General features: G+C 59.0%; 29 protein-coding genes. 16 read left to right on the top strand and 13 right to left on the bottom strand.

Annotated features, from left to right (window positions below; all coding sequences use genetic code 11):
* Positions 1-3: 3 nt before the first annotated feature.
* The 3 genes from J7400_RS03315 to rnhA are packed head-to-tail and all read left to right on the top strand — an operon-like array spanning position 4 to position 1,671.
* A complete protein-coding gene (locus J7400_RS03315; RefSeq protein ID WP_209059216.1) occupies positions 4-618 on the top strand; it encodes a LysE family translocator in 615 nt (204 codons plus the stop codon).
* Positions 615-1,220 (top strand): class I SAM-dependent methyltransferase, encoded by a 606-nt coding sequence (locus J7400_RS03310; protein ID WP_209059205.1) that lies wholly within the window; start codon positions 615-617, stop codon positions 1,218-1,220. The genes J7400_RS03315 and J7400_RS03310 overlap by 4 nt, the downstream gene beginning before the upstream one ends.
* On the top strand, positions 1,213-1,671 hold the full coding sequence (gene rnhA / locus J7400_RS03305) for a ribonuclease HI (protein WP_209059203.1): 459 nt from the start codon (positions 1,213-1,215) through the stop codon (positions 1,669-1,671). Before J7400_RS03310 ends, rnhA begins: the two co-directional genes overlap by 8 nt.
* Before the next feature lie 9 nt (positions 1,672-1,680).
* On the opposite strand, the gene J7400_RS03300 is transcribed toward rnhA, so the two are convergent.
* From J7400_RS03300 to def (J7400_RS03270), 7 genes are all read right to left on the bottom strand, one after another.
* On the bottom strand, positions 1,681-2,448 hold the full coding sequence (locus J7400_RS03300; RefSeq protein WP_209059191.1) for a class I SAM-dependent methyltransferase: 768 nt from the start codon (positions 2,446-2,448) through the stop codon (positions 1,681-1,683).
* A gap of 29 nt (positions 2,449-2,477) precedes the next feature.
* Positions 2,478-3,536 (bottom strand): glycosyltransferase family 2 protein, encoded by a 1,059-nt coding sequence (locus J7400_RS03295; RefSeq protein WP_209059182.1) that lies wholly within the window; start codon positions 3,534-3,536, stop codon positions 2,478-2,480.
* 147 nt (positions 3,537-3,683) lie between these two features.
* Positions 3,684-3,920, bottom strand: coding sequence for a hypothetical protein (locus J7400_RS03290; RefSeq protein WP_209059180.1), 237 nt, complete (start codon positions 3,918-3,920; stop codon positions 3,684-3,686).
* A gap of 242 nt (positions 3,921-4,162) precedes the next feature.
* Positions 4,163-5,068, bottom strand: coding sequence for a methionyl-tRNA formyltransferase (fmt, locus tag J7400_RS03285; RefSeq protein ID WP_209059178.1), 906 nt, complete (start codon positions 5,066-5,068; stop codon positions 4,163-4,165).
* A gap of 37 nt (positions 5,069-5,105) precedes the next feature.
* Complete coding sequence (gene def, locus J7400_RS03280) at positions 5,106-5,600, bottom strand: peptide deformylase (protein ID WP_209059175.1); 495 nt, start codon at positions 5,598-5,600, stop codon at positions 5,106-5,108.
* On the bottom strand, positions 5,597-6,100 hold the full coding sequence (gene def, locus J7400_RS03275; RefSeq protein WP_209059172.1) for a peptide deformylase: 504 nt from the start codon (positions 6,098-6,100) through the stop codon (positions 5,597-5,599). The genes def (J7400_RS03280) and def (J7400_RS03275) overlap by 4 nt, the downstream gene beginning before the upstream one ends.
* Complete coding sequence (gene def / locus J7400_RS03270; protein WP_209059169.1) at positions 6,097-6,609, bottom strand: peptide deformylase; 513 nt, start codon at positions 6,607-6,609, stop codon at positions 6,097-6,099. Before def (J7400_RS03270) ends, def (J7400_RS03275) begins: the two co-directional genes overlap by 4 nt.
* 262 nt (positions 6,610-6,871) lie before the next feature.
* Here def (J7400_RS03270) and J7400_RS03265 point away from each other — a divergent pair, with 262 nt between their 5' ends.
* The gene (locus J7400_RS03265) at positions 6,872-8,044 is read left to right on the top strand and encodes a MalY/PatB family protein (RefSeq protein ID WP_209059166.1); all 1,173 of its coding nucleotides are present in this window, start codon (positions 6,872-6,874) and stop codon (positions 8,042-8,044) included.
* A gap of 54 nt (positions 8,045-8,098) precedes the next feature.
* Here J7400_RS03265 and J7400_RS03260 read toward each other — a convergent pair whose 3' ends face one another.
* Complete coding sequence (locus J7400_RS03260) at positions 8,099-8,452, bottom strand: hypothetical protein (RefSeq protein ID WP_209059162.1); 354 nt, start codon at positions 8,450-8,452, stop codon at positions 8,099-8,101.
* A gap of 251 nt (positions 8,453-8,703) precedes the next feature.
* Between J7400_RS03260 and J7400_RS03255 the strand changes: the two genes are divergently transcribed.
* From J7400_RS03255 to J7400_RS03240, 4 genes are all read left to right on the top strand, one after another.
* On the top strand, positions 8,704-9,678 hold the full coding sequence (locus J7400_RS03255) for a glutathione S-transferase family protein (RefSeq protein ID WP_209059160.1): 975 nt from the start codon (positions 8,704-8,706) through the stop codon (positions 9,676-9,678).
* 78 nt (positions 9,679-9,756) lie between these two features.
* The gene (locus tag J7400_RS03250) at positions 9,757-10,740 is read left to right on the top strand and encodes a threonine-phosphate decarboxylase (RefSeq protein ID WP_209059158.1); all 984 of its coding nucleotides are present in this window, start codon (positions 9,757-9,759) and stop codon (positions 10,738-10,740) included.
* Positions 10,737-11,645 carry an adenosylcobinamide-phosphate synthase CbiB gene (gene cbiB, locus J7400_RS03245; protein WP_209059156.1) on the top strand — a complete coding sequence of 303 codons (909 nt, stop codon included), beginning with the start codon at positions 10,737-10,739 and terminating at the stop codon, positions 11,643-11,645. The genes J7400_RS03250 and cbiB overlap by 4 nt, the downstream gene beginning before the upstream one ends.
* A gap of 64 nt (positions 11,646-11,709) precedes the next feature.
* Positions 11,710-12,882 (top strand): lytic murein transglycosylase, encoded by a 1,173-nt coding sequence (locus J7400_RS03240; protein WP_209059154.1) that lies wholly within the window; start codon positions 11,710-11,712, stop codon positions 12,880-12,882.
* An 8-nt stretch (positions 12,883-12,890) separates the two neighbouring features.
* On the opposite strand, the gene J7400_RS03235 is transcribed toward J7400_RS03240, so the two are convergent.
* Positions 12,891-13,256: a hypothetical protein gene (locus tag J7400_RS03235; protein ID WP_209059151.1), complete on the bottom strand. Its 366-nt coding sequence runs from the start codon at positions 13,254-13,256 to the stop codon at positions 12,891-12,893.
* A 135-nt stretch (positions 13,257-13,391) separates the two neighbouring features.
* Positions 13,392-16,847, bottom strand: coding sequence for a chromosome segregation protein SMC (gene smc / locus J7400_RS03230; RefSeq protein WP_209059147.1), 3,456 nt, complete (start codon positions 16,845-16,847; stop codon positions 13,392-13,394).
* Between the two features lie 328 nt (positions 16,848-17,175).
* Between smc and J7400_RS03225 the strand changes: the two genes are divergently transcribed.
* Positions 17,176-17,646 carry a GNAT family N-acetyltransferase gene (locus J7400_RS03225; protein ID WP_209059145.1) on the top strand — a complete coding sequence of 157 codons (471 nt, stop codon included), beginning with the start codon at positions 17,176-17,178 and terminating at the stop codon, positions 17,644-17,646.
* A 92-nt stretch (positions 17,647-17,738) separates the two neighbouring features.
* A complete protein-coding gene (locus J7400_RS03220; protein ID WP_209059142.1) occupies positions 17,739-18,506 on the top strand; it encodes an FCD domain-containing protein in 768 nt (255 codons plus the stop codon).
* A 290-nt stretch (positions 18,507-18,796) separates the two neighbouring features.
* Here J7400_RS03220 and J7400_RS03215 read toward each other — a convergent pair whose 3' ends face one another.
* The 3 genes from J7400_RS03215 to J7400_RS03205 all read right to left on the bottom strand — a co-directional run bounded on the left by J7400_RS03215 (position 18,797) and on the right by J7400_RS03205 (position 20,256).
* Positions 18,797-19,114 (bottom strand): DUF1244 domain-containing protein, encoded by a 318-nt coding sequence (locus J7400_RS03215; protein ID WP_209059140.1) that lies wholly within the window; start codon positions 19,112-19,114, stop codon positions 18,797-18,799.
* A 64-nt stretch (positions 19,115-19,178) separates the two neighbouring features.
* Complete coding sequence (locus tag J7400_RS03210) at positions 19,179-19,418, bottom strand: DUF6868 family protein (protein WP_209059128.1); 240 nt, start codon at positions 19,416-19,418, stop codon at positions 19,179-19,181.
* A 94-nt stretch (positions 19,419-19,512) separates the two neighbouring features.
* Positions 19,513-20,256, bottom strand: a complete 744-nt coding sequence (locus tag J7400_RS03205; RefSeq protein ID WP_209059125.1) for an N-formylglutamate amidohydrolase — start codon at positions 20,254-20,256, stop codon at positions 19,513-19,515.
* A 166-nt stretch (positions 20,257-20,422) separates the two neighbouring features.
* On the opposite strand from J7400_RS03205, the gene pyk reads away from it, so the two are divergent.
* The 6 genes from pyk (at position 20,423) to J7400_RS03175 (ending at position 25,836) form a co-directional block, all read left to right on the top strand.
* The gene (gene pyk / locus J7400_RS03200; protein ID WP_209059122.1) at positions 20,423-21,868 is read left to right on the top strand and encodes a pyruvate kinase; all 1,446 of its coding nucleotides are present in this window, start codon (positions 20,423-20,425) and stop codon (positions 21,866-21,868) included.
* A 28-nt stretch (positions 21,869-21,896) separates the two neighbouring features.
* The gene (locus J7400_RS03195) at positions 21,897-22,121 is read left to right on the top strand and encodes a hypothetical protein (protein WP_209059119.1); all 225 of its coding nucleotides are present in this window, start codon (positions 21,897-21,899) and stop codon (positions 22,119-22,121) included.
* A 160-nt stretch (positions 22,122-22,281) separates the two neighbouring features.
* Positions 22,282-22,482 (top strand): 50S ribosomal protein L35, encoded by a 201-nt coding sequence (gene rpmI / locus J7400_RS03190; RefSeq protein ID WP_058241085.1) that lies wholly within the window; start codon positions 22,282-22,284, stop codon positions 22,480-22,482.
* A gap of 14 nt (positions 22,483-22,496) precedes the next feature.
* Positions 22,497-22,862, top strand: a complete 366-nt coding sequence (rplT, locus tag J7400_RS03185; protein ID WP_132861339.1) for a 50S ribosomal protein L20 — start codon at positions 22,497-22,499, stop codon at positions 22,860-22,862.
* A 234-nt stretch (positions 22,863-23,096) separates the two neighbouring features.
* The gene (locus J7400_RS03180; RefSeq protein WP_209059117.1) at positions 23,097-24,173 is read left to right on the top strand and encodes a Hint domain-containing protein; all 1,077 of its coding nucleotides are present in this window, start codon (positions 23,097-23,099) and stop codon (positions 24,171-24,173) included.
* 166 nt (positions 24,174-24,339) lie between these two features.
* Entirely contained in the window at positions 24,340-25,836 is a 1,497-nt protein-coding gene (locus tag J7400_RS03175) for an alanine/glycine:cation symporter family protein (protein ID WP_209059114.1), read from the top strand.
* The last annotated feature ends 25 nt before the right edge of the window (positions 25,837-25,861 follow it).

The raw sequence follows: 25,861 nt of genomic DNA, 5'->3' as shown, positions 1-25,861 counted from the left end.
AGGATGATGTCATTGCAGTTTTTGATCACCGCTTTGGTGGTGGTGATCGCGCCCGGCACCGGGGTGATTTACACGTTGGCCATGGGGCTCGGCCAAGGGCCACGTGCTGCGGTTTGGGCAGCACTTGGCTGCACAGCTGGAATTCTGCCGCACCTGCTGGCCGCGACATTGGGGTTGGCGGCGGTGCTTCACACCTCTGCGGTGCTCTTCAATGTCGTGAAATTCGCGGGGGTGGCCTACCTCCTGTATCTGGCCTGGCAGGCGCTGCGCAGCGATGGCGCCTTGCGCGTGCGTGCTGAGCGCGAGGTGCAAAAGGGCGCAGTGATTGCGCGACGCGGGGCATTGATCAATATCCTGAACCCGAAACTTTCAGTGTTTTTCCTCGCACTTCTGCCGCCCTTTTTGAGCGGCAATCCTGCAAGCGCCACCGCAGAGATGGCCTTGCTCGGTGGGGTTTTCATGGCGATGACCTTCGGCGTTTTTGTGCTTTATGGATTGTTTGCGGCCAAGGCACGGGATGCGCTCTTGGGCAGTGAGCGGGTGATCGCCTGGCTGAACCGCAGTTTTGCCACGCTGTTTGTGGCGCTGGCCGGTCGTCTGGCACTGGAGCGGGCATGAGCGACAAGGAAACCATGCAGGTTTATGCACAAGCCGCCGAAGATTATGCAGAGCGATTTGCCAAGGTCGCAGAGGGCGACATCGATCAGTTCAGCGATCTCAAGGCGCTGTTTGAACTGTTGCCCGACGGCGGGCTGGTGCTGGATCTGGGATGTGGCCCCGGGCAATGGGCGGCCAAGATCCGTGATGCGGGATATCGGGTTGAGGCCATGGATGCCTCACCAGAGATGGCGAAACTGGCCAAAGACCGGTTTGATCTGGACGTGACCGTGGGCGTGTTTGAAGATCTGACGGCAGAGGCTAAATATGATGGCATCTGGGCCAATTTCAGCCTGCTGCATGCGCCCCGTGCTGACTTCCCGATGCATCTGGCTCGGGTGTACCGGGCACTCAAACCCGGTGGCGCGTTTCATATCGGCATGAAGCTGGGCGAGGCCGAGGCGCGGGATCGCTTGGGGCGGTTTTACAGCTACTACGGCGAGGCGGAACTGATTGGCCTGCTGGAAGCAGCGGGCTTTACGGTGATCCGAAAAAGGCGGGGCAATGGCCAAGGATTGGCTGGCGGCCACGACACATTTGTCATACTGACCGCCCATGGCTGATTTGATTGCATATACCGATGGCGCATGTTCTGGAAACCCGGGTCCGGGGGGCTGGGGCGTGTTGTTGCAGGCCAAGGATGGCGACGCGGTGATCAAGTCACGTGATCTGTCTGGCGGGGCACCGGAGACCACCAACAACAAGATGGAGCTGATGGCCGCGATCATGGCGCTTGAAACGCTGGAACGCCCAAGCACCATCACGGTTGTGACGGACAGCACCTATGTGAAGAACGGTGTGACCGGCTGGATTTTTGGCTGGAAGAAGAACGGCTGGAAGACTTCCGCCAAAAAGCCCGTGAAAAATGTTGAGCTGTGGCAGCGACTTGATACGGCGCAAGCGCGCCACTCAGTGACCTGGGAATGGGTCAAAGGCCATGCTGGCCATCCGGAAAACGAACGCGCCGACGAGCTTGCTCGTGAAGGCATGGCCCCATTTAAGGCCGGGAAGTAGGGCCGAACCCTATACCGCGACAGCCTGCTGTTCTTCGCCCTCTGACCAGCGCGCCTGATAGTCCGTCTGATAGACCTTTGTGCCTTTATCAGCGCGCTTCTGAAGCGGTTTGCGAACAGCGTAGGATAAGATGACCGGGCCATCAGGCAGCTTGCCAAGCAAACGGGGGCGCACCCCGGTTTCGTTGGGGTTCGTTGTCCCTACGCTCCGGTGCGCAAACATGGGAAGCAACGGCTGCAATTCGCATTCAAGCACTTCATAGCCGAGCGTTTTTTCCCAGAACCCATACACCATTTCCGGCGTGATTTGATAAAATCCATGGTTGATCCAGTTGTTGCACGGGCTATGGCCGATCAAGACCCCACCAGGCTTTAGCATCCGGTCAATGTTGCGATAAGCGGTTGGCAGATCAAAGACATGCTCGCATGTGCCGCCATCATAGATCACATCAAAACGCCCACGCAGTTTTTTTGGGAGCTTACCGGAAAGATCCTGAACGATGCTGGCATCTTCAAAGTCAGAGACATCCATACTGTCTACCTGATCAAAGCCCAAACGCTCAAAGAAGGTTTCCGAGTATTTGTTATCCGGGCTGGCGAAATCTTCCTCGGAGAGATCCGGAAAACGCGCCTTAATCGTGTCTTGAAACAGTCGGGCGGAACGCTTTCGACGGCTCCCAACCCAGCGCTGACGTCCCAGCATTAGAAAATTTCCGCCGAGCTCGTGATCTCCGACGACATTCATGAGTCGCACGGCGAGCGTGTCAGGGATTGCCATGATATTCTCCTACCTGCGTTTTTATCGTCTTAGGCTGCCTGATCGGTGCCATCACTTGAGAGTTCGATCTCCTCCTCATCGGGCATGTGCCCGCCGGAAAGCATGCGATCCAGATGCACAACAAAGGCGCGGCCTGGGCGTTTTCTACGCGCCATTTTGGCCATGGCCCGCGCGCCCTCGATCGCCTCTTCATGCCGTCTTCGGACCACAGGATCGTCTAGCATCGCTTCTTTGATCGGCAGGGCTTTGGCGAAGCCTTCTGCCAGACTGTGATCTTCTACCTCGTTGCGATCAAATTTTTTCCAGTAGGCGAGCTTGAGGTTCCCACCGACATGATTGGCGCGCCCTCGGCGCTGCTTGTTCAAAAACGCATCCTTGGAGCGCAAAGCATAGTGGTTGAGCTGTGCAACCTCATAGCCGTAGCCGTCACTCACATGGAGTGCGCCGGGCATGTTTTCATCGGGGATGCGCGTGCCATCAGCGGTGACCCAGACAATATCTGAGGCGCGGCGTTCAAGAAACGGGCGGTGCACCCCCATGCGGTTGAATTTCTCGTTGTTCCGAAACAGAGTCTTGAAAAAGCGGCTGCGGCGTTGCGGGTTAACTTCGGCGCCTTCGCACTTCACGAACTCTTCCGGCACAGGGCGGTCTGAGATGTGCTCAATTCCCGCGTTGCCAAAGATGCGCCACACGAGAGAGATCGCATCTGCGCCTTTGTGATGATCAATGAGCGCTTTGAAAGTGCCGTCTCCGACTTTGATGTCGAGATACTCATCCACATCAACCACCAGCAGCCAATCCGCATCGCGCACCACAGGTTCTTGCTCCGCCCACATCAGCGCGCTTTTGTGCGGCCCGCGCCGCATCACACGGTTGAACCGGTGATGGACATAGCCCAGCCTATTGAGATTTCGTAGAATCTGGTCGGTGGGATCGCTGCAGTCGTTGGTGAACACAACAATGTCAGTTGCACCAAGGGCCTTGTAGTGTGCAACCCAATCAAGAATGTAAGGACCTTCGTCCTTCATGGTGGTCACAACCGTGACCTTTGGCGCAGCGGAATCGCTGCCAAAATCCAAAATCGCCATTTTTGCTCGCCTCAATAAAGCATGCGGCTTTGGTGCCGCTTATATGAGTCGAGCATAGTCAAGGTTTTGGCCAGCGGTCTACAATTTTAAGAAATTCTTAATGTAGCGCAGGCGTTTGTGGCTTTCGGGGCACCGGCGTGCCGGGATTTAGCGGCGGTAATGGGTTGGCACGATGATGAGTGCGCCGATCGAAGACACGATCGCATTCATGCCCGGGCTGCCAAAACCGATGTGAAACATGCGGCTGATCATGAAAAACAGAAATGCCCCGCCAATGCAGATGATGATCGACGGGATGTAGCCATTATGCGTGAAGCGGATGCGCTCTGAGGCATAGCCGATGATTCCGGCGATGATGACGGTTCCGAAGAAGGCAAAGAACATGGGACCTCATGGGCGTGCTAGCGGTGTATTTACCTGCCTACGATTGGGCAAAACGCGCTGCGGGGCAAGAGATGGCCTTGGGGCCGGGAGCTGAAGAAAGATGCGCGACGTCGGACTTCGCGGGGGCCAGCCCCCGCACCCCCGGGATATTTGACGAATGAGCAAACGCAGTGGCGGGCGTGTCGGCGATGTTGGGTTCTCCACCAATGCTGAAACACGGGGCGCCTAATTGAGCGGTGCTGCTAGATCACATCGCCCTTGCTGAGCTGGAAGCCTCGGAGAAACACGTCGGCATCCTGCGCGCCTTTGCCGGCGCGTTGCAGGCGCAGGAGTTGCACGGCGCCGTCGCCGCAGGCCACGGTGAGCGCATCATCCAGTAAAGTGCCAGCGTCGCCCTGCCCCTCTGTAAGGCGGGAGGCGAGGAGTTTCACCCGTTGGCCTTCAATCTCTGTCCATGCACCGGGGAATGGGGAGAGACCGCGGATTTTTCGGTCCACCTCAACCGCCGGGGCGGACCAGTCGATGCGCGCTTCGGATTTGTCGATCTTTTCGGCGTAAGTGACCCCTTCTTCTGGCTGTGGCGTGGCTGTCAGTTCGGGTAATGCGGCAAGAGTGTCCACAATGGCGCCGGAGCCCAAGACCGCGAGGCGGTCATGCAGCTCTGCGGTGGTTTCCTCGGTGCCAATGGTGAGGTCACGACGCAGCAGAACCGGGCCAGTGTCCAGCCCCGCATCCATTTGCATGATGCACACACCCGTTTCTGCATCTCCCGCCATGATCGCGCGGTGGATGGGGGCAGCGCCGCGCCAACGTGGCAGAAGGCTGGCGTGGATGTTCAGACAACCCTGCGTCGGAGCGTCGAGCACCGCCTGGGGCAGAAGCAGCCCGTAGGCCACCACAACCCCCACATCCGCCTTCAGATCGCGGATGGTCTGTTGCACCTCATCGGTGCGCAGGCTTTTGGGATGGTGCACCTCAAGACCCAGTTCCAGTGCGCGGGCATGGACCGGGGTTGGGCGGTCTTTCTTACCGCGTCCAGCCGGGCGCGGTGGTTGGCAGAAAACGGCGGCAATCTCGTGGCCCGCGTCAACCAGAGCATCAAGCACGGAAACTGAGAAATCGGGGGTTCCCATGAAAAGAATGCGCATGGTTTGGCTCCTGCGTGCGTGGAATTTAAGTTGGGTGTCAGCGGCGTTTCTGGGCTTTTTTGATCAGCATCGCGCGTTTGGTTTTGCTGAGATGATCAAAGTACATTTTGCCGTTGATGTGGTCGATCTGGTGCTGCACGGAGGTGGCCCAGAGGCCAACAAAGTCTTTCTCAACGGTCTCACCAGACTCATCCATATAGCGCACGGTCACCGCGCGGGGGCGGGAGATTTTGGCAGAAACACCCACGAGGTTGGGGCTCGCCTCTTCATGCTCGCGCGGCTGAACCGAGGCGTGCAGGATTTCAGGGTTGGCCATGCGGATGGGCTGGTTGCCCTCTTCGGTGGCGTCGACCACGATCAGGCGCTTGAGCACGCCAATCTGGTTGGCCCCCATGCCAACGCCGGGCATGGCGTACATGGTGTCAATCAGATCATCCCAGACCTGACGAACTTCATCGGTGATCTCTGCCACAGGTTCGGAAACGGTGCGCAGGCGTTTGTCAGGCCAAGGCAGGCAGGGGCGAACGGTCATGGGGCGGTATATCCTTGCAAAATCTCGGCGCGTGCGGGCTCGGATAGGTGATCAAGCGTCACGCGGCCGTCAAGATGATCCATTTCGTGCTGAATGCAGCGGGCTTCAAAGCCGTCAAAATCACGCTCATGCGTGCCGCCAAGCTCATCCATCCACCGCACTGTGATCTCTGTGGGGCGGACAACAGGCACCATCAGATCAGGGATCGAGAGGCAGCCTTCATCAAGCGTATCCTCACCCTCGCTCTGCGCGATGATCTCCGGATTGAGAAATGCCATTGGCGTGCCTGCGCCGTCTTTCCAGGTGCAATCCATCACAAAGACACGTTTCATCACACCCACCTGTGGCCCGGCCAAACCACGACCGGGAGCGGCATACATGGTATCAAACATATCTGCGATCAGGGGGCCCAGGTCTTCGTCAGTGACCGGATCTTTGACCGGAGCGCAGGGCTGCGCCAGCCTCAAGTCGGGATAGAAGACCAGCGGCAGAATGCTCATCCGCGTGCCAGCTCGCGCTTCAGCTTTTGGGATTTGCGGGTCATCATCTGGCGTTTCATCGGGCCGAGATAGTCGATGAAGAGCTTGCCGTTGAGGTGGTCGATCTCATGCTGCACGCAGGTCGCCCAAAGGCCATCGAAATCTTTCTCCTGCGGATTGCCATCCATATCGATCCAGCCCACCCGCACTTCGGCGGGGCGGGTGACTTCGGCAAACTGCTCCGGGATAGACAGGCAGCCCTCCTCATAGACGCTCTGATCCTCAGAGCTGGACAGCACCTCAGGATTGAACATCACTACCGGTTCCGGTTCGCCTTCTTTGATGCAATCCATCACGATCAGACGCTCCAGCACGCCAACCTGCGGCGCGGCCAGGCCGATGCCCGGCGCGTCATACATGGTTTCCAGCATGTCTTCGGCCAATGTGCGCAGATCGTCGCTCAGATCGGCGACGGGCGCGCAGAGTTTTTTAAGGCGCGGATCGGGGTGGATGAGAATGGGCTTAATCATGGCCCTCATCTAGGACAGACGCGCCCTGCGCGCAACGGGTTAGGCTCTGTGCAATAGCGCCCAACGACCGGGTAAAGCGGCTTTTCTGACACAGACTGCCCGCCACCACCCCAATAGATGCGCAATTACAAGTCACTAGAGCGACATCAGACAAAATATCCTCAAATCCAAAGGGCGCAGATGTGGGTTTTTTGCAAGATGGGTTGCACCGCGCCCGCTTTTCGCTAGCGTGCCTTGCGATGTTAAGCAAAGGACGCAGCACATGAGTTTTGACGAAATCATCGACCGTTTTGGCACCCACTCTGTGAAATGGGACATGATGGAGCAAATCTATGGCGTGCCAGCCGATGACGGGATTGCCATGTGGGTTGCGGATATGGATTTCCGCCCGCCGCAATGTGTAGCTGACGCAATTGCCAAAATGCAGGCGCAGGGCATCTATGGCTATTACGGCGATGAGACTGCGTACAACGAAGCGATCTGTTGGTGGATGAAGACCCGGCATGGCTGGGAGGTGGACCCGGCCTCGGTCTTCACCACCCATGGGCTGGTGAACGGCACCGGCATGTGTGTGGACAGCTTTACCAAACCGGGCGATGGCGTTGTGTTAACCACACCGGTCTATCACGCCTTTGCACGGGTCATTGCGTCGGCAGGCCGCGAGGTTGTGGAGTGCCCGCTGGCGCTGAACGAGGGGCGCTATGAGATGGATTTTGCAGCCTGGGATGCGCAGATGCAGGGGCATGAAACCATGTTCATCCTTTGCTCGCCGCATAATCCCGGTGGCCGTGTCTGGACCCGTGAAGAGCTGCAGGGCGTGGCAGATTTCTGCAAACGCCACGATCTCATTCTGGTGTCTGATGAAATCCACCATGATCTGGTCTACCCGGGGCACACCCATATCCCGATGACCAACGTGGATGAGAGCATTCTGGACCGGTTGGTGATGATGACCGCCACCACCAAGACGTTCAACATCGCGGGCAGCCATTCCGGCAATGTGATCATTCCCGACCCGGCGCTGCGCGCCAAGTTTGCGACCCGCATGGCCGCGCTTGGGCTATCGCCCAACAGCTTTGGCTTGTTTATGGCGGAAGCGGCCTATTCGCCGGATGGTGCGGCCTGGGTAGATGATCTGATCACCTATCTGGACGGCAACCGGAAAATTCTGGATGCGGCAATTGCAGATATTCCCGGCGTGGCCTCCATGCCGCTTGAGGCGACATACCTCAGCTGGGTGGATTTCACCGACACTGGCATGTCACGGGCAGAGTTCACCAAACGGGTGGAACAAGATGCCCGTATCGCAGTGAACCACGGGCCAACCTTTGGCAAAGGCGGCGAGAACTTCCTGCGGTTCAATATCGCCACACCGCGGGCGCGCGTGGAAGAGGCAGCAAGCCGTCTGCGCACGGCATTTGCCGATATGCAGTAAAACAAAGGCGCCCTGCCGCTATTCAAACGGGCCGGCCGCCACCTGCAGCGCGGGTCAGTTCTGCTGTTCCAGCAGAGCGACCGGCGCGGGCTCTTCCTGATAAAAATCGACCGGAGCGCGTTCCATTGCCGGGGTGGAGCGCTTGAACTCATAGCGCATTTCGCCGTGTTCCTCATCTGCGGCAATCACCAGACATTGAAACAGGTGTTTGCTGCCGTCATAGAGATCGACCAGCCCGCGCAGATGTGGCGCGGTTTCGGCGTCCAGCGTGAAACCGGTTTCCCAATGACGCAGCACACGAATGCTCTGACCATCCGCTTCTATACGAAGGCGATGGCGCTGTTTCAGGGCTTTCTTGCGGGCGGCATCCAAGCCTGCCTGCACTTCAGCGGAAACGAATGTACTCATCGAGAATCTCCAAAATCGGCCTCCATCGTCGCGACCCATTAGAGCTGGGTCAAGCGAAGATTTTGTAAACATACGCCACCGTTCGGAATGGCAACGCCTTGTAAAACCGCGATATCCCATGCGGGTTTGCCTGGTTCTTCTGTGCAAAAATGCGCAGCAAGCGCGCGGGGATGCCGGTGTTATGACGCCGCTGTGGCCCCTAGATTACTCAGCAACATCGATGACGACACCACCTCGGAAGGGAGCACGCCATGGGGCTTTTGGTTGATGGGAAATGGACCGATCAATGGTATGACACCAAGTCCACGGGCGGCAAATTTGTGCGCTCGCAATCGCAGTTTCGCAACTGGATCACCGCAGATGGCAGCGCGGGGCCAAGCGGCACAGATGGCTTCAAGGCCGAGAGCGGTCGCTATCACCTTTATGTGTCCTACGCCTGTCCCTGGGCGCATCGCACGCTGATCTTTCGCAAGCTGAAAGGGCTTGAGGATCACATCAGCATCTCTGCGGTGCATCCGGACATGCTGAGCGAGGGCTGGACCTTTGAGACAGACGGCGCCGGTGCGACGGGCGACACGCTTTATGGTCTGCCATTTGCCTATAGTCTCTATTCCAAGGCGGATGCGAGCTACTCAGGCCGCGTGACCGTGCCGATTCTTTGGGACAAGCAGCGGGAAACCATTGTGAGCAATGAAAGCTCTGAGATCATCCGCATGTTCAACTGCGCCTTTGACGGGCTGACCGGCAATACACTGGATTTCTGGCCTGAAGCCGAACGAGAGGCGATCGAAGAGGTCAATGCTCGGATCTATGACAGGGTCAACAATGGCGTTTACAAAAGCGGCTTTGCCACTTCGCAAGAGGCCTACGACGCCGCTGTGCACCCGCTGTTTGACACGCTGGACTGGCTGGAAGAGCGGCTTTCGCAAAACCGCTATCTGATGGGCGATCAAATCACCGAAGCGGATTGGCGGCTCTTCACTACGCTTGTGCGTTTTGATCCGGTCTATCACCTGCATTTCAAATGCAACCGCAAGCGGCTGATCGATTATCCGAACCTCTGGGGCTACACGCGGGAGCTCTATCAGGTGGAAGGTGTGGCTGAGACCGTGAATATGGATCACATCATCGGCCACTATCACCGCAGCCATGAAAGCATCAATCCGCACCGTATTGTGCCGATCAATCCGCTTCTGGATTTTGACGCACCGCACGGGCGCGGCTGAGCGCGGCTTGCCAAACGCCTTCTTGGTGGTGTAGCCGCGCTCTGAACAGCAGTTTTGCAAGACTGGGAGCGCGGCGCGATGCAGGCGGGAAAAGAATTGGTTTCAGTCATGCCGCCGCGCGATCATGGTGGCGGCATTGATGCAGCGGTGGCCCGCTGGGGCGGCACACGAGTACAGTGGCTGGATTTGTCCACCGGGATCAACCCGGTGCCCTATCCTTTGCCAGAGTTTACCGCGGCGGATTGGAATGATCTGCCCGATCAGGCGGCGCAGGATGCGCTGATCCGCGCCGCGCGGGAATTCTGGAAGTTGCCAGAGGGTGCTGCGATCCTTGCGGCTCCCGGGGCCTCGGCTCTGATCGCACGTATTCCGGCACTGCTGCCTACAGGCAGCGTGGACATCCCTGCCCCAACCTACAATGAACATGCCGCCGCCTTTGCGGCGCAGGGCTGGGCCTTTGGCAACGGCGCGCCTGACGCGCGGGTGCTGGTGCATCCCAACAACCCAACCGGTAAACGATGGCAGGCAGAGGATGTGGATGCGCCGCTGTTGGTGATCGACGAGAGCTTTTGTGACGTCTGCCCGGATGACAGCCTCGTGCATCTAGCTGATCAGCCGGGGCGGATTGTGCTGAAGAGTTTTGGCAAATTCTGGGGGCTGGCCGGGATGCGGCTCGGCTTTGCAATTGCCACACCTGACACCATCGCCAAGCTGAGCGCTCTGAGCGGCCCATGGGCAGTCTCCGGCCCGGCGTTGCGCACTGGTGCGGCGGCATTGCAAGATCACAGCTGGGCCGCAGATACACGCGCGCGATTGAGCAAAGACAGTGACCGTCTGGATGCGCTGATGACAGCCAAAGGCGCGCGGATTGTGGGCGGCACCACGCTGTTCCGTCTCTATGACGTGCCGGATGCGGCCAAATGGCAGGAACAACTGGCTGAGCATCACATCTGGACACGGGTTTTCCCATACTCGGAGACATTCCTGCGCCTTGGCCTGCCTACGCCGGATCGCTGGGCACAGCTTGAGAATGCGTTGACGACAATGGAGGCAGGCGCATGAGCACGGCATGTGTTTTGGTTGGCGCGATGCTTCTGGATGCCGCGCTGGGGGAGCCACGCTGGCTTTGGCAACGGCTGCCCCATCCGGCGGTTCTGATGGGCCGCGTGATTGGACAGGCCGATGCGTGTTTCAACACCGGTGAGGCCGGCCGCCTCAAAGGAGCGCTTGTGGTGGTTGGTCTGGTCATCGGCGCCATGGTGCTTGGCAAGGTGATTGGCCTGTTTGGCTGGCTACCCGAACTGATCATTACTGCCATCCTTTTGGCGCAACGTTCGCTTGTGGATCACGTTCAAGCGGTGGGCGATGGCTTGCGGCTGTCGCTCGGGGATGGGCGGCGCATGGTGGCGCGGATTGTAAGTCGAGACACCGCCCATATGGATCAAAGCGCGGTGGCACGCTCCGCCATTGAATCCGGTGCGGAGAACCTGAGCGACGGGGTGATCGCCCCGGCTTTCTGGTTCCTGATCGGCGGGCTGCCCGGCCTGCTGGTCTATAAAGTGGTGAACACCGCAGACAGCATGATTGGCTACCGCTCTGAGAAATATCTGCACTTTGGCTGGGCCGCTGCGCGGCTTGATGATGTGCTGAACTGGGTGCCTGCCCGCATCACCGCAGCCCTGATTGCCGTCAGTCATGCTGGGCTGTCCCAGTGGCAGGCCATCAAAGCGGATGCGCGTCTGCACCGCTCGCCCAATGCGGGCTGGCCGGAGGCTGCCATGGCCCGCGCGCTTGGCATCTCTCTGGCGGGGCCCCGCGCTTATGACGGCAAGATGCAGAGCTTTCCCTTTGTGAACCCTGAAGGCCGCAAAGAGCTCGGACCTGATGATGTGGACGCCGCCTGTGGCGCGCTGTGGCGCAGTTGGGGCATCACGCTCGCGGCAGCCTTGATACTGGCTCTGTTCTGAGCGCTTGCCCAGCCAGACGCCTCTGGCTATGTCTGAACGCAAATATTGCTTCAGGGACTTTCAGATGCGTCTTTTGCCTGCGCTTGCCGCCGCGTTTCTTTCCATCACCACCGCCAGCACCGCAATCGCGCAATGCGGGGGGTCGTTTAACAGCTTCGTCAGCGGTCTGAAGCAGGAAGCCCGTGCCAAGGGCTATGACAAAAGCACGGTGAACGCATTTTTCGCCAATGTGCGCCAAGACCCAGCCACCATCAAAGCGGACCGCAGCCAAGGGGTATTCCAACGCCCGTTTCTGGATTTCAGCCAGCGGTTGATCAGTCAGAACCGGATCGATGTGGGCCGCAAAAAAGCACAGCAATATGCCAGCACCTTTGACCGCATCGAGCGCCAATATGGCGTGTCGCGCGGCGTACTGTTGGCGTTCTGGGCGTTTGAAACCGATTACGGCGCATTTCAGGGGGACTTCAATACGTTGAACTCTCTGGTGACCCTGTCCCATGATTGCCGTCGCCCGGAGCTGTTCCGCCCACAGGTGTTTGCGGCGCTGGAGCTGTACAAACGCGGCAACTTCAGCCCGACCAAAACCACAGGTGCCTGGGCTGGTGAGATCGGCATGGTCCAGATGCTGCCAGCAGACATCATCGAGAACGGCGTGGATGGCGATGGCGACGGCAAAGTGAGCCTCAAGACATCTCCCCAAGATGCGCTGATGTCGGGCGGCAAGATGCTCTCCCATCTCGGCTGGCGCGCGGGCGAGCCTTGGCTGCAGGAAGTCACAGTGCCCGCCAATCTGGATTGGTCCAAGTCCGGGCTGGACACCACATTGCCTGCAAAACAATGGGCCAAGATGGGCGTGAAACCGCGTGAAGGGCAACTGGCCAACCTGCCTGCGTCACTGTTGCTGCCACAAGGGCGCAAAGGGCCGGCCTTCCTCGCCTACCCGAACTTCAATGTGTATTTTGAGTGGAACCAGAGCTTTGTCTATGTGACCACCGCGGCCTATTTTGCCACCCGCCTGGAAGGGGCGGCGCGCTATGATGCAGGCAATGCCGATCCCGGTCTGAGCGGCGCGCAGATGAAGCAGTTGCAGAGCAAACTCAAGGCCCGCGGCCATGATGTTGGCAAGGTGGATGGCATTCTCGGCAAGCTGACCCGCCGTGCGGTGCAGGCAGAACAACAACGATTGGGCTTGCCTGCGGATGCCTGGCCCACACAGCAATTGCTGAACGCGCTCTAAAAGCTCGATTAGGAATGCGCGACAACCTCGCGCACTGGAAAGCGCATGCCGTCTTTGGTCTGCAGCACAAGGCGGCCGCCGTTTTCCACAATACGGTCGCAGCGCTCCACGCCGGTGACAAAAGTCACGCAAAACGTGCTGTCCGCGGCGGCCTTCCAATGGCCATACCAGGTCCCGCCACCGCCATAGGTGTATTGATACTGGCCGTTGCTTTCAAAGACCGACCGCCCGTTGTCAAAGAATACCAAGGTCTGTCCTGACAGGCGCTCGGTCAGGCCTGCGCTGTCAAAAGCTGTGTCGCCGGGCTGGGTTTTCCAATCCTGCGCAGCCACTGGCGCGGCCAATAGCATCAAAAACCCGATCATCATCCGCATCACGCATCCTCCATGCCGCAACCCTAAACCGAGCGGTCGATGTTTCTGCGTCACAAAGCGGTGAGCCTCTTCATTCTGCCAAAAATACTCCGGGGTGAATTGGCCATCAGGCCAAGAGGGGCCGGCCCCTGGGCGTTACGCCACCAGCGTCTCTGCCGCCTTAAGATCAACCGACACAAGCTGGCTCACGCCCTGCTCTACCATGGTAACGCCAAAGAGGCGGTCCATCCGCGCCATGGTGACGGCGTGGTGGGTGATGATCAAAAAGCGGGTGTTGGTGCGACGACACATCTCGTCCAGCAAATCACAGAAGCGCGTGACATTGGCGTCATCCAATGGCGCGTCGACCTCATCCAGCACACAGATCGGTGCCGGATTGGCCAGGAACACCGCAAAGATCAGCGCCATGGCGGTGAGGGTCTGTTCTCCGCCAGACAGCAGGGACAGGGTGGAGAGCTTCTTGCCCGGCGGCTGGCACATGATTTCAAGGCCTGCCTCCAGCGGGTCCTCGCTTTCCACCAGAACCAGATTGGCCTCGCCCCCGCCAAACAGATGGCGGAACAGCAAAGAGAAGTTGCTATTGACCTGTTCAAAGGCCGTCAGAAGGCGCTCACGCCCCTCTTTGTTGAGGCTGGCAATGCCGCTGCGCAGGGTGCTGATCGCGGCTTCGAGATCGGATTTCTCGCTGGTCAGCGCGTCATATTCTTCCTGCACTTCTTTGGCGTCTTCTTCGGCGCGCAGGTTGACCGCGCCAAGGCTGTCGCGCTGTCGCTTGAGGCGGTTCACATCGGCTTCAATGTCGCCTGCATCCGGCATTTTATCCGGCTCCACGGCAAGGCGCTCCAGAAGGTCGGCAGGTGTGACTTCCTGCTCTTCCATGATCCGCTCTGCTGCGTAGACCACGGTCTCGCGCGCCGCATCTGCGCGCGCTTCAGATCGCGCGCGGGCTTCACGGGCCTCACTGGCCGCGCGTTCCGCGTCCCGCTCCGCATGTTCCGCCTCACGCAGCGCGCCTTCCGCCTCCGCCAAAGCATCCGCGGCGGTGCGGCGGCGCTCTTCGGCGGCCTCGATGGTATCGGTCAGCTCTTCGCGCTTGGCTGCGATCTCTTCCGGAGCGGCACCTGCATCAATCAGCTCCTCTTCGGAACTGTCTTTGCGCTCAGCCAGTTCGTTCATGCGTTTTTCAGCGGTCTCAAGGCGGTGGCGCCAGCCGCTGATCTCTTTGATCACCCCTTGAGAGCGCTTCAGACGCGCCTCGCCCTCACGGCGCAGCTCATCATGAGCAGAGCGGCGTGACATCATCATGATGCGGGCGGCTTCGACTGTCATTTTGATGTCTTCGACGCCCTGACGCGCAGCATCCAGATCGCCAAGATCCGCCAAGGCGCGTTCCGCTTCATTGAGTTGCGCGCGTGCAGCCATGGCCTCTTCTTCGTGGCGCGTCACCGCAAGGCCAAGACTTTCAAGCTTGCCTTCGGCCAGATTGCGATCAGCCTCTGCCCGGCTCAAGGCGCGGTTGGCATCCGCCACGGCCCGGTCGGCGGCACGGCGGGCTTCGCGGGCGGCCTGATCAATATCAGACAATTCCCGCAAGCGGTTTTGCAGCGTTTCATGGGCGTCCACGGCCCCATCGGTGCGCGCGGTGGCGCTGGCCATGGCTTGTTTGAGTTCCTCAAGACGGTTGAGTTGTTGCAGGCGCAGCGCGGCCGCGCTCGGCGCATCTTCGGCCCAGGCGCGGTAACCATCCCAGCGCCACAGGTCGCCTTCGATAGAGACAAGGCGTTGCCCCGGCTTCAAAAGCGGCTGCAACTGCAAGGCATCTTCGGTGGCCACAAGGCCGATCTGGCTCATGCGGCGCTCAAGCACCTCAGGCACGGAAACGTGCTGGGTCAGCGAGGTGACCCCATCGGGCAGCGGCTGCACATCACCGTATTGCGGCAGAACGTACCACCCGGATGGCCCCTCTTCCTCGACCTCCGGCGCGCGCAGGTCATCCGCCAAGGCTGCGCCCAGCGCTTTCTCAAAGCCCTGCTGCACCTGAAGCCGATCCAGGATCTGACCACCTTCTGCGGTGTCGCGCTCTACGAGCTTGGCCAAAGCGGTGGTTTCTGCCCTGAGCGCGTTGAGTTCGCCTTCAGCCTCAGAGCGCTCTGCTCGGGCCTCCGCCTCGCGGGATTGGGCTTCCGCGCGTTCTTCTTCGACGGCTGCGAGCCGTTCCTCGGCGTCTTGCGCCGCCTCAATCGCTTCTTCTTCGGCCTCGCGCGCGGTCTCCAACTCTTCAGCGGCGCGGCTGAGGGCGTCTTTAGACTCCGCAACCGCGGCGCGGGCGCGGGCGGCTTCCGCTTCGCTTTTTTCCTGCGTCTTCTGGCTATCATGCAAAAGACGCTGCGCGGATTGGTGGCGCGCGGCCAAACGGGCCACATCTTCGGTCAGCTGGGAAAGCTCGGCCTCGCGGTCTTGCAACACGCTGGCGGCTTCACGGGATTCATCAGAGGCCGCTTCGAGCTTCTCCGCGTGGCCTTCGCTGGCCTTTCCAAGCTCGCGCTGCTCCCATTCCAGCCGCTCAATGGTGTCAACGGCGTCACGGTTCAGACCGGCTTCGCGCTCCATATCACGGCTGAGTTGCAGAATGCGGTTCTTGAGCGTTTCGATGATTTGAAGCGCGTGGGCTTCCTGATCGTTCAGGCTGTCGCGCTGCACCTGCAGGCGCTGCAGGATCGCAGAGGCGATGGCTTCTTCTTCGCGTTTGCCCGGCACAAGATCATCGCGCGCCACCCGTTCTTTGGCCGCAGCGCGGGCCGCGATTTCCGCCTGACTGGCCAAGGTGGTGCGCTCACGCAGCTCGTCATCTGCCTTTGCCCGCGCCTCATCGGCCTCGCGCCAGCGGCGATAGAGCAACAGCCCTTCGGCCTGACGCAGCTCATCCCCGATCGCGCGGTAACGCGCCGCCTGTCGGGCCTGACGCGCCAGTTGGCTCAATTGGTTGGCCAATTGCTCAATCACGTCATCGACGCGCGCGAGATTGGTTTCGGCCCCTTTGAGCTTCAACTCGGCCTCATGGCGGCGCTGGTAGAGGCCGGAAATCCCTGCCGCCTCTTCCAGAATGCGGCGGCGGGCCTTGGGCTTAGAGTTGATCAGCTCGGCAATCTGCCCCTGCCGCACCAAGGCCGGAGAATGCGCGCCGGTTGAGGCATCGGCAAAAAGCATCTGCACATCGCGGGCGCGCACGTCTTTGGTGTTCACCTTATAGGCGCTGCCCACGTCACGGGTGATGCGGCGCACGATGTCGAGCGCGTCATCATCGTTAAAGCCTGCCGGGGCAAGTCGTTCGGAGTTGTCGATCTGCAGCGACACTTCGGCAAAGTTGCGGGCGGGCCGGGTGGCCGCACCGGCAAAAATCACATCCTCCATACCGCCACCGCGCATGGCCTTTGGACGGTTTTCCCCCATGACCCAGCGCAGGGCCTCCAGCAGATTGGACTTGCCACAGCCGTTTGGCCCCACAACGCCGGTCAGACCATCAGCGATGATCAGATCGGTGGGATCCACGAAGCTTTTGAAGCCTGTCAGTCTGAGTTTGGAGAAGCGCAAATTACCTGCGGCCCTATGATTCCTGTGATTTTTAGAAGTCTGCAAAGGCTTGTGGCGGGGAGTCAACGGCAAACCACATGATGTGGCAAAGGTGGCGGATTTATCCACAAGATATTGCCACTGAGGCGAAGATAGCCCTGCGCAGGCGCTTAAAAAGCCCGACAAAGCTGATCGCGCAAAGCGCCATGATTCTATGCAACCGCAAGGACGGGACTGCGAAAGGGTGGTACAAAACCTCCCTGTGGGCACGTCTCTTCTGGACTTGGCTGAGAACTGCTGCCAGACAACCACAAGGTCAGATGACAGCTTACAATGACAGGGGTCAAACATGGCACAAGACACATCGAATATTGCGGTCATTCCCGGTGATCCACGTGATCCGCAGGCGACCGCGCTGCTGCAGGCCAGCCATGCCCTGATGCAGAGCCTATTTGCTGCTGAGGACAATCACTTTCTGTCGATCGATGAGCTGTGTGTTCCGGAAATCAGCTTCTTTGTGGCCAAAGAAGGCGACACCACATTGGGCTGCGTCGCGCTTGCGAGCAAAGGCGCCTATGGCGAGATCAAATCCATGTTTGTTGATCCAGAGGCCCGCGGCAAAGGCATTGCCCATAAGCTCATGGCGCAGCTTGATACGGCCGCTCGGGATCAGGGCCTTGCTGAGCTAAAACTTGAAACCGGAGACAAGCTGAGCGAGGCGCACAGCCTCTATCATGCGCATGGATTTGAAGATTGCGGGCCCTTTGGGGACTATGAAGCCAACAGTTCTTCAATCTTTATGGCAAAGACCCTCACCTAAGCAGTGATCCAACGGGGCTTGCCCTCTGTGGAATGGCGTGGTCAAATTACCTGACCAGTTTGATGCGCTCATTTTGGGCCAGAAGGAAAGTCATGCCGTTTCAAAAGGTTCAGCCAGAAAAACTCTCCACCTCCGTTGTGCGACAGATCGAGTTGCTGATCCTGCGGGGGATTTTGCGCCCCGGGGAGCGGCTTCCGGCGGAGCGGGAACTGAGCGATCGGCTGGGTGTTTCGCGCCCCAGCCTGCGTGAAGCGATTGCAATGCTGCAGGATAAGGGGCTGCTGACGTCCAAAGCCGGGGCGGGCATTTTTGTCGCCGATGTTCTGGGCAGCGCGTTTTCGCAAGCCTTGGTGCAGTTGTTTTCGGCGCATGATGAGGCGGTGTTTGACTACATCGCTTTCCGCCGTGACATGGAGGGGTTGGCCGCAGAACGCGCCGCGATGCTGGCATCTGATACGGATCTGCAGGTCATTCAGGCGGTGTTTGACAAGATGGAGGCTGCTCACCCAAAGCGCAATCCCACGGATGAAGCGCAGCTGGATGCGGATTTTCATCTGGCGATCATTGAGGCGAGCCACAATGTGATCATGCTGCATATGATGCGTTCGATGTATCAGCTGCTGCGTGAAGGTGTGTTTTATAACCGCATGATCATGTTCAAACAGCGCACAACCAGGGGCGAGTTGCTGGAGCAGCACCGGGCCATCAACAAGGCGCTGCAGGCGCGGGATGCCAAAGGGGCGCGCAACGCGGTGATTGCGCATTTAGATTATGTGGAAAACGCCTTGTCCAACCATAAGAAATCCACACAAAACGAAGAGATTGCCAAGCAGCGCTATGAGCATGAGCTTAGCCGGTAGGCCTCAATGAGATGAGGTTTGGCCGAGGTTACGGTCTCTCGTTTTGACGGCAATTCATCTAGCGGGTGTCGCTGTTTTCGTTGGGGGCAAAGTCCCGCGCCATCAGGCCAAGGCCCATACATGCGCTTAGTGTCAGCAGTGTAATCATCACTTCATTCCTCCACGCCCCACTGCACGGAGCGGATGGAAAAGGGCAGCAATGTGGCCAAAGCAGGCAAAATTGCTTGGAGCCCAGATTGTTGGCCAAGCGTGATGTAGATTTACCGCACGCCTGGCCCACTCAAAGGAGTTTACTTACCTTCGTTGCCAACATTCTCTGCGAAGGCTTTTTCAAAGTCCTTCTGCTTTTCCGGGCTGGCGTCGGTTTGGTAGTTGGCTTTCCACTCTGCCATGGTCATGCCGTAGAACAGCTCGCGCGCCTCTTCCTTACCCATTTCGATGCCGCGCTCATTGGCGGCTTCCTGATACCAGCGCGACAGGCAGTTGCGGCAGAATCCGGCAAGGTTCATCATGTCGATGTTCTGCACATCGGTGCGCTTTTCCATCAGATGCGCGCGCAACGTGCGGAATGCTGCGGCTTCCAGTTCGATTTGGGTTTGCTCGTCCATGTCACTCTCCTCAGAGCAGGGTGTTTTTAAGGCCTAACAAGCGCAGAGACGCGCAGCAAGCCGGTCAGAGGAGCCGTAGGGCAATCCACGGCACCAATGCGAAGACAAAAATCAGCAGCTTATAGGCGCCAAGCCACTGAAAGTAGAGCGGCGCCAGGCTGTCTTGGGGCACGCCGGTGAGCCGCGCATGCATGGCCGTCACCTTGCCCCGCATCCCATAGATGCCAATGGACGCAACCAACAGGAGCGCGACGTGAAGCACAGTCATCCAGCCGAAGAAGCTTGTGAGTATTGCATGAGACATTGTGAGCCTCCTTTGTGGCAGCAGCGATTCCTTACCCCAAATATGGTGACGGCGACGATCTGTAACAAGGGAGACGACACTTAATCGCAAGGCGTTAAAGGCCACTTTCCTCAAGGGTTTCCTGCAGGATCACAGCCAGCCGCTCCGCCCAGTGGTTTTGCTGCTCAGCTGTTTCGATCTCGTCGTTGCGCAGCTCGATCAGCGCGTTCAAACGGCCAGATTGCAGCGCGTGCTGATCGATACTGTCACCGGGCAAATCGCCGTCATAGGGCTCATTGTCACCAACGGTCAGATCATGCTCTTTGGAAAGGCGCGACAGGAGAGCGTGGCCAAAGCGGTCTTCGGGTTTGGCATGCAACACGGCGATTTCCCATGGGCGCGGCGCGCGGCCTTTATATTGGGGCGTAAAGCTGTGCATGGCGATGATCACAGGGGCCGTCCGCGCCGTGGCAAGTGCCTCCAGCGCTTCGTGGTAGGGCTTATAATGCGCCTCAACTCGGCGGGCGATTTCGGCGTCATCCACATGTCGGTTGCCCTCAATCACGGAGCCATCACACAGCCGCATCACAAGGGTTGGATCATCCATGCCCCGGTTGGGATCAATACAGAGGCGCGAGAAATTGGTGCAGATCACCGGCGCATCAAGCAGCTCCCCCAATCGCAGAGACGTGCCGCGTGCCCCCACATCGTAAGCGATGTGACGCGCCATATCTTCGGCTGGCAAACCAAGGTCGCCGCCCGCGATGTCGCTGGGCACATGGTTAGATGCATGGTCACAGGTGATGAGCCAACGCGCGGGGCGATCCGCGCCATAGATAGAAAAAGGAGTGTATGTCATGGGCCTGTCATTGCTATTTGCTCTGAGTTAAGAGAGTTCGACCTAAAAAGGAATTCCATAGAGGTAAAACTTGCATTTGTTAGCGTTAACATGTAGCGCAAACCGCAAGACATCCCGAAACGGAATGACCGCGCGCCCGACAGGCAAAGCCAAAGAAAGACCGATCATGCGACGACTGAGAAACGTGAAAATCGTGGCCACACTGGGCCCCTCCTCTGAAACCTATGACATGATCCGCGCCCTGCACGAAGCGGGTGCCGATGTCTTCCGGCTCAACATGAGCCACGGCAGCCACGAAGAAATCCGCGAAAAGCACCGCATCATCCGGCAGGTGGAAAAAGACCTGCAAAGCCCGATTGCCATTCTGGCCGACCTTCAGGGTCCGAAGCTGCGTGTGGGCGTTTTTGCCAATGGCGCGGAAGATCTCGAAGAAGGCGCCAAATTCCGCCTCGATTTGGACACGGCAGAAGGCGACATCCATCGCGTCTGCCTGCCGCACCCGGAAATTTTTGCCGCGCTCAAGCCCGGTGCAAACCTTCTGGTGAATGACGGCAAGATCCGCCTGAAGGTCGAAGATTGCGGTGATGATTTTGCCAATTGCGTCGTGACCACGGGTGGCACGATCTCAAACCGTAAGGGCGTGAACGTGCCTGACGTGGTGCTGCCACTGGCCGCTCTGTCAGACAAGGACCGGGACGATCTGGAATTTGTCTGTGGTCTTGGCGTGGACTGGCTGGCGCTGTCCTTTGTGCAGCGCCCGGAAGATGTGACCGAGGCACGCGAGCTGGCGCAGGGGCGCGCGGCGATCCTGTCCAAGATTGAAAAGCCAGCCGCCGTGGAGGCCTTTGACGATATTCTTGCGGTCTCTGACGGGATCATGGTGGCGCGTGGCGACCTGGGCGTGGAACTGCCGGTCAGCGCCGTGCCTCCGATCCAAAAGCGCCTTGTGCGGAAGTGCCGCCATGTGGCCAAGCCGGTGATTGTGGCAACTCAGATGCTGGAAAGCATGATCGACAGCCCGATGCCAACCCGCGCGGAAATCTCGGATGTGGCCACCGCGATCTATGAAGGCTCTGACGCAATCATGTTGTCCGCCGAATCGGCGGCAGGCAGCTATCCGATTGAAGCGGTCACCACGATGAACAACGTGGCTGTGGAAGTGGAAAACGATCCGACTTACCGCGAGATCATCGAAGCCAGCCGCACGCAGCCGCGTTCCGGCGTGGCGGATGCGATCGTGGCTGCGGCTCGTGAGATTGCGGAAACAACGCAGGTCGCCGCGATCTGCTGTTTCAGTCAATCGGGCACCACGGCGCTGTTGATTGCGCGGGAGCGTCCGCGCGTGCCGATCATCGCGATGACCAGCCTGCGCGGCACCGCGCGCCGTCTGGCCCTGAGCTGGGGCACCAACTGTGTGATCACCTCTAACGTCAGCCGCTTTAAGATGGCGGTTGTGGCCTCGGCCCGCGCCGCGCGCGATCTTGGCTATGCGCAGGAGAGCGATCAGATCGTTGTGACCGCAGGTCTGCCGTTCAATGTGCCTGGCACAACGAACATTCTGCGCGTATCGCCCTGTGACGAGCGTTTGATTTTCAACGTCGAGTCGGAGTAGCGTCGGCCGGTAACAACCGGACCACAGCATGACCACGGACTATCTGATCACCATCGGACTTTTGGTTGGGGTGTTTTCCATCCCAGCCATGATTTCCGCCTATGCGGACGACCGCTTTCCACGCGCGCCGATGGCCGCGTTTGTGCTGTCTGCGGCGGTGATCACGCTGGCCGTGCTGCTTAACCCGGCGCGCTACAGCTTTGGGGAGCTGCCAAATGTTGTGGTGCGCGTGATTGCCGACATCCTGCATTGAGGCACGACAGGCTGCTTTCATTGGGACAAACGGTAGGAAATCGGCGAATTACCCCTTGCGCCACCGCACTGAGCGCTCTATACGGCGCCTCTATTCGCGCGACCGGCTGGATGGCATGCCGAGTCGCGTTTGTCACCGACCGAATACAAAGGAGACGGAAATGCCTAAGATGAAGACCAAGTCGAGCGCCAAAAAGCGCTTTAAGGTCACTGCCTCTGGCAAAGTGAAAGCCGGCCAAGCCGGTAAGCGCCACGGCATGATCAAACGCACCAACAAATTCCTGCGTGATGCACGCGGCACCACAACGCTGTCCGCACCGGACGCGAAGATCGTCAAGGGCTTCATGCCCTACGACCGCTAAGAGGAGATTGATATATGTCCCGCGTTAAAGGTGGTACCGTAACCCACGCCCGTCACAAGAAAGTCGTCAAGGCCGCAAAAGGCTACTACGGCCGTCGTAAGAACACCTTCAAGGTGGCACGTCAGGCAGTTGACAAGGCGAACCAGTACGCAACTCGTGACCGCAAGAACCGGAAGCGTAATTTCCGTGCGCTCTGGATCCAGCGTATCAACGCTGCTGTCCGCGCACACGACGAAGCGCTGACCTACTCCCGCTTCATCAACGGCCTGAACCTGGCTGGCATCGAAGTGGACCGTAAGGTTCTGGCCGATCTGGCCGTGCATGAGCCCGAAGCGTTCACCGCGATCGTGGATCAAGCGAAAGCTGCTCTGGCTGCGTAAGTCTAGGCAACACCAAGATTAAGAGGCTCGGAGCGCAAGCTCCGGGCCTTTCTTATTGCGGCATCTCCCGCAGCTGGCACATTGGAATCACGGTCAAAACCGGAACAGATCAGGTCATCAAGCAGAACATAAGGGAACAAAAGAAAAACATATTACGATTTATTCACCATTTCAGCCCCAAGATGTCGCCAGCGGCGTGTGTTGCCGCATGAGTGTTAGTATCTGGAGGTTTTAATGGCGCGTATCAGCGAGCTGCATTTTTCCAATGACTTTACCCATCCGACCGGGGTTGAGGATTTTATTGAGGTCACGCTGGACCCAAACGAAGACGCCACAGGTTTCATTGTCTCCTGTTATCAGATCGACGGGCACATCGGCAGAGAGATCACGCTCACCGAAGCTGGCGTTCTGACGTTTATTCATTCGGAGAAAAACACGCAGACCTTTGTGATTTCTGCGTCCCGCTTTCCGGTTCTGTTTGCCCAAGGCACGCGGGAAACGCGCATCACGGCCGTGGCCCTGACGGATCTTTCGAATGGTCGCGTGCTCTGTTTCTTTGACACACGTGCAAACTCTGCGCCGGTGGTGGCCGTGGACGGCGCGGCTGCAGGCGCGATGTCATGCGGCTCCTCTGCAAGCACATCCTGGGCCAGCCCCGCCCCTTTGGTGTCGGAACAACCATCCGTCCCCGCCGCCCCAGTGCAGGCCACAACCCCAATCGCCAAAATACGCACCACCGGTGGGCTCGCCTGTTTCACGGAAGGCACCCGCATTCGCACCGAAGTGGGGTATCAGCTGATTGAAACCCTGAAAGAAGGGGATCAGATCTGGACCAGAGATAACGGGCCTCAGCCCATCTTGTGGATCGGAAAGCGCCTTTTGCCCGCGCGGGGACAATATGCGCCGGTTCAGATTGCCCATGAAACCTTTGGTGCCTTTAGGCCGCATCTGGTGGCGCCGGATCATCTGGTCTTGCTCACAGGCTGGCGCGCAGAGCTGCTTTATGGCGAGGAAGAGATCTTGGTGCCCGCCAAGGCCCTGGTCGACAATTGCGATGTGCGCGCAGCCGAGACAGACAAGATCACCTATTATCACCTCGCCTTTGAAACGCCTCAGATTGTCAGCGGGGACGGGGTGCTGAGCCAGTGTTTTCACCCTGATGCGCAGGCCAAAGCGCTATGCGCGCAGGCAGGGCGCGCAGAAATGTTTGCGCATTTTCCCGAGCTGGCGACCAAAGTGCATGTCTTTGGGCGCAACCGTCACCCCACCTCAAAGGCGAGCTTGGGGCCACTATTGGTGCGCTCAGGTTGATCAAAGCAGTTTACGCAGCGTTTTAAGGGCAAAATCAGCCTAAAATGGGGGAAAAGCCATTTCCCCCTCTTTCTGTGAGGCGTAAGGAGGCGCCGAAATTTGAGTCGGGCCGCCTTCGCTTGTGCCCGGCACCGCAGCCCCGCTGCGCAAACGACACAGGAAGCCTATGGAACCGACATCAAACGCCGCCGAAGCCGGAGGCGTCTTCGCCTCTTTTGCCAACTCTCTCGTGACCTCTATCGAAAACGTTGTGAACACCGCCAACGGGATCTTGTGGGGGTACCTGCTGATGTACCTGCTCATCGGCAGCGGGCTGTTTTTCACCCTGCGCCTCGGCTTTATCCAGTTCACCAACTTTCGCGAACAATTCCGCCTGACCGTGGCCTCCCGCGGCCAAGACGGCGCGGGCATTTCGCCATTTCAGGCGCTCGCCGTCAGCCTCGCCTCCCGCATCGGCACCGGCAACCTCGCCGGTGTGGCGGTGGCGATCTCTCTTGGTGGACCTGGCGCGATCTTTTGGATGTGGATTGTGGCGCTGGTGGGCATGGCGACCTCATTCTCTGAGGCAACGCTCGCGCAGCTCTACAAAACACGCGGTCCGGACGGCCAGTATCGCGGTGGCCCCGCGTTCTATATCGCGCGCGGCCTCAACATGCGCTGGCTTGGCCTGATCTTCTCGATCTTTCTGGTCTTTGCCTTTGGCCTTGTGGTCAACGGCGTGCAGTCCAACTCCATCGCGCAGGCGATGAACGAAGCCTTCGAGCTCCCCAAAACCACCACCGGCATCCTGCTTGCGGTCGCAACAGGTGTGGTCATCTTTGGCGGCATCCGCTCCATCACCCGCGTTGCGGAAGTCTTGGTGCCGTTTATGGCCGGGGCCTATATCATTGTGGCGCTCTACATCCTGGCGACCAACTTTGCCGAGATCCCCGGCGTATTGCTGCAGATTGTGCGCGGCGCCTTTGGTCTGGAAGAAGCTGCAGGCGGTGCAGCAGGCGGTATGACCGCAGCGCTTTTGAACGGTGTGAAACGTGGTCTCTTCTCTAATGAAGCGGGTATGGGCTCTGCCCCCAACATCGCCGCAGCGGCCACCCCGGTGCCAAATCACCCGGCCTCGCAGGGCTTTGTGCAGGCGTTTGGCGTGTTCATCGACACCATTCTTGTCTGTACCGCGACGGCAGTGATGATCATTGTCTCAGGCGCGCACAAGATGGTGGACGCAGACGGCAACGCGCTGGAAGGCATTGCCATGACCCAACAGGCCGCCGCCGCCTTCCTTGGGCCATTTGGTGTCTACTTCATCGCTTTTGCGGTTCTGCTGTTCGCCTTCACCACCATCATCGCCTGCTACGGCTACGCGGAGAGCGGCATGGCGTTCCTCAAACAGACAAGCAAATCACGCCTGAACCTCCTTCGGCTGGGTGTGATGCTGGTGGTGTTCTGGGGCGCAGGCCAGTCGGTCGCCGTGGTGTTCAACGCAGCGGACATGGCGATTGGCATCATGGCCTTGCTGAACCTGTTCGCTCTGGCCTTGCTGTCTCCCATCGTGGTGCGTGTGACCCGAGACTATCAGGCCCAGCGCAAAGCCGGCAAAACGCCAAACTTCAGCATCTCTGAGCACGCCAAAATCGCGCGTGGCGTGGACGCTGATATCTGGAAGTGACACCTTCTGGCGGGTGCCTATCGGG

The organism is Shimia sp. R9_2, from assembly GCF_017743735.1.
In the GTDB taxonomy this organism is placed as follows: Bacteria; Pseudomonadota; Alphaproteobacteria; order Rhodobacterales; family Rhodobacteraceae; genus Shimia.
Note: the sequence above shows the minus strand (reverse complement) of the source record. Positions and strands in the feature narration are given on the sequence as shown.

Coding starts and splice junctions, on each gene's coding strand:
- J7400_RS03225 (WP_209059145.1), top strand. CDS start 17,176: ATGGCACAAGACACATCGAATATTGCGGTCATTCCCGGTGATCCACGT.
- J7400_RS03255 (WP_209059160.1), top strand. CDS start 8,704: ATGGGGCTTTTGGTTGATGGGAAATGGACCGATCAATGGTATGACACC.
- J7400_RS03300 (WP_209059191.1), bottom strand. CDS start 2,448: ATGGCAATCCCTGACACGCTCGCCGTGCGACTCATGAATGTCGTCGGA.
- def (WP_209059172.1), bottom strand. CDS start 6,100: ATGAGCATTCTGCCGCTGGTCTTCTATCCCGACTTGAGGCTGGCGCAG.
- J7400_RS03180 (WP_209059117.1), top strand. CDS start 23,097: ATGGCGCGTATCAGCGAGCTGCATTTTTCCAATGACTTTACCCATCCG.
- J7400_RS03250 (WP_209059158.1), top strand. CDS start 9,757: ATGCAGGCGGGAAAAGAATTGGTTTCAGTCATGCCGCCGCGCGATCAT.
- J7400_RS03175 (WP_209059114.1), top strand. CDS start 24,340: ATGGAACCGACATCAAACGCCGCCGAAGCCGGAGGCGTCTTCGCCTCT.
- J7400_RS03235 (WP_209059151.1), bottom strand. CDS start 13,256: ATGCGGATGATGATCGGGTTTTTGATGCTATTGGCCGCGCCAGTGGCT.
- J7400_RS03195 (WP_209059119.1), top strand. CDS start 21,897: ATGACCACGGACTATCTGATCACCATCGGACTTTTGGTTGGGGTGTTT.
- def (WP_209059169.1), bottom strand. CDS start 6,609: ATGATTAAGCCCATTCTCATCCACCCCGATCCGCGCCTTAAAAAACTC.
- rnhA (WP_209059203.1), top strand. CDS start 1,213: ATGGCTGATTTGATTGCATATACCGATGGCGCATGTTCTGGAAACCCG.
- J7400_RS03310 (WP_209059205.1), top strand. CDS start 615: ATGAGCGACAAGGAAACCATGCAGGTTTATGCACAAGCCGCCGAAGAT.
- pyk (WP_209059122.1), top strand. CDS start 20,423: ATGCGACGACTGAGAAACGTGAAAATCGTGGCCACACTGGGCCCCTCC.
- J7400_RS03290 (WP_209059180.1), bottom strand. CDS start 3,920: ATGTTCTTTGCCTTCTTCGGAACCGTCATCATCGCCGGAATCATCGGC.
- J7400_RS03315 (WP_209059216.1), top strand. CDS start 4: ATGATGTCATTGCAGTTTTTGATCACCGCTTTGGTGGTGGTGATCGCG.
- J7400_RS03205 (WP_209059125.1), bottom strand. CDS start 20,256: ATGACATACACTCCTTTTTCTATCTATGGCGCGGATCGCCCCGCGCGT.
- fmt (WP_209059178.1), bottom strand. CDS start 5,068: ATGCGCATTCTTTTCATGGGAACCCCCGATTTCTCAGTTTCCGTGCTT.
- J7400_RS03215 (WP_209059140.1), bottom strand. CDS start 19,114: ATGGACGAGCAAACCCAAATCGAACTGGAAGCCGCAGCATTCCGCACG.
- def (WP_209059175.1), bottom strand. CDS start 5,600: ATGACCGTTCGCCCCTGCCTGCCTTGGCCTGACAAACGCCTGCGCACC.
- J7400_RS03220 (WP_209059142.1), top strand. CDS start 17,739: ATGCCGTTTCAAAAGGTTCAGCCAGAAAAACTCTCCACCTCCGTTGTG.
- J7400_RS03210 (WP_209059128.1), bottom strand. CDS start 19,418: ATGTCTCATGCAATACTCACAAGCTTCTTCGGCTGGATGACTGTGCTT.
- J7400_RS03265 (WP_209059166.1), top strand. CDS start 6,872: ATGAGTTTTGACGAAATCATCGACCGTTTTGGCACCCACTCTGTGAAA.
- J7400_RS03295 (WP_209059182.1), bottom strand. CDS start 3,536: ATGGCGATTTTGGATTTTGGCAGCGATTCCGCTGCGCCAAAGGTCACG.
- J7400_RS03240 (WP_209059154.1), top strand. CDS start 11,710: ATGCGTCTTTTGCCTGCGCTTGCCGCCGCGTTTCTTTCCATCACCACC.
- cbiB (WP_209059156.1), top strand. CDS start 10,737: ATGAGCACGGCATGTGTTTTGGTTGGCGCGATGCTTCTGGATGCCGCG.
- J7400_RS03260 (WP_209059162.1), bottom strand. CDS start 8,452: ATGAGTACATTCGTTTCCGCTGAAGTGCAGGCAGGCTTGGATGCCGCC.
- rpmI (WP_058241085.1), top strand. CDS start 22,282: ATGCCTAAGATGAAGACCAAGTCGAGCGCCAAAAAGCGCTTTAAGGTC.
- rplT (WP_132861339.1), top strand. CDS start 22,497: ATGTCCCGCGTTAAAGGTGGTACCGTAACCCACGCCCGTCACAAGAAA.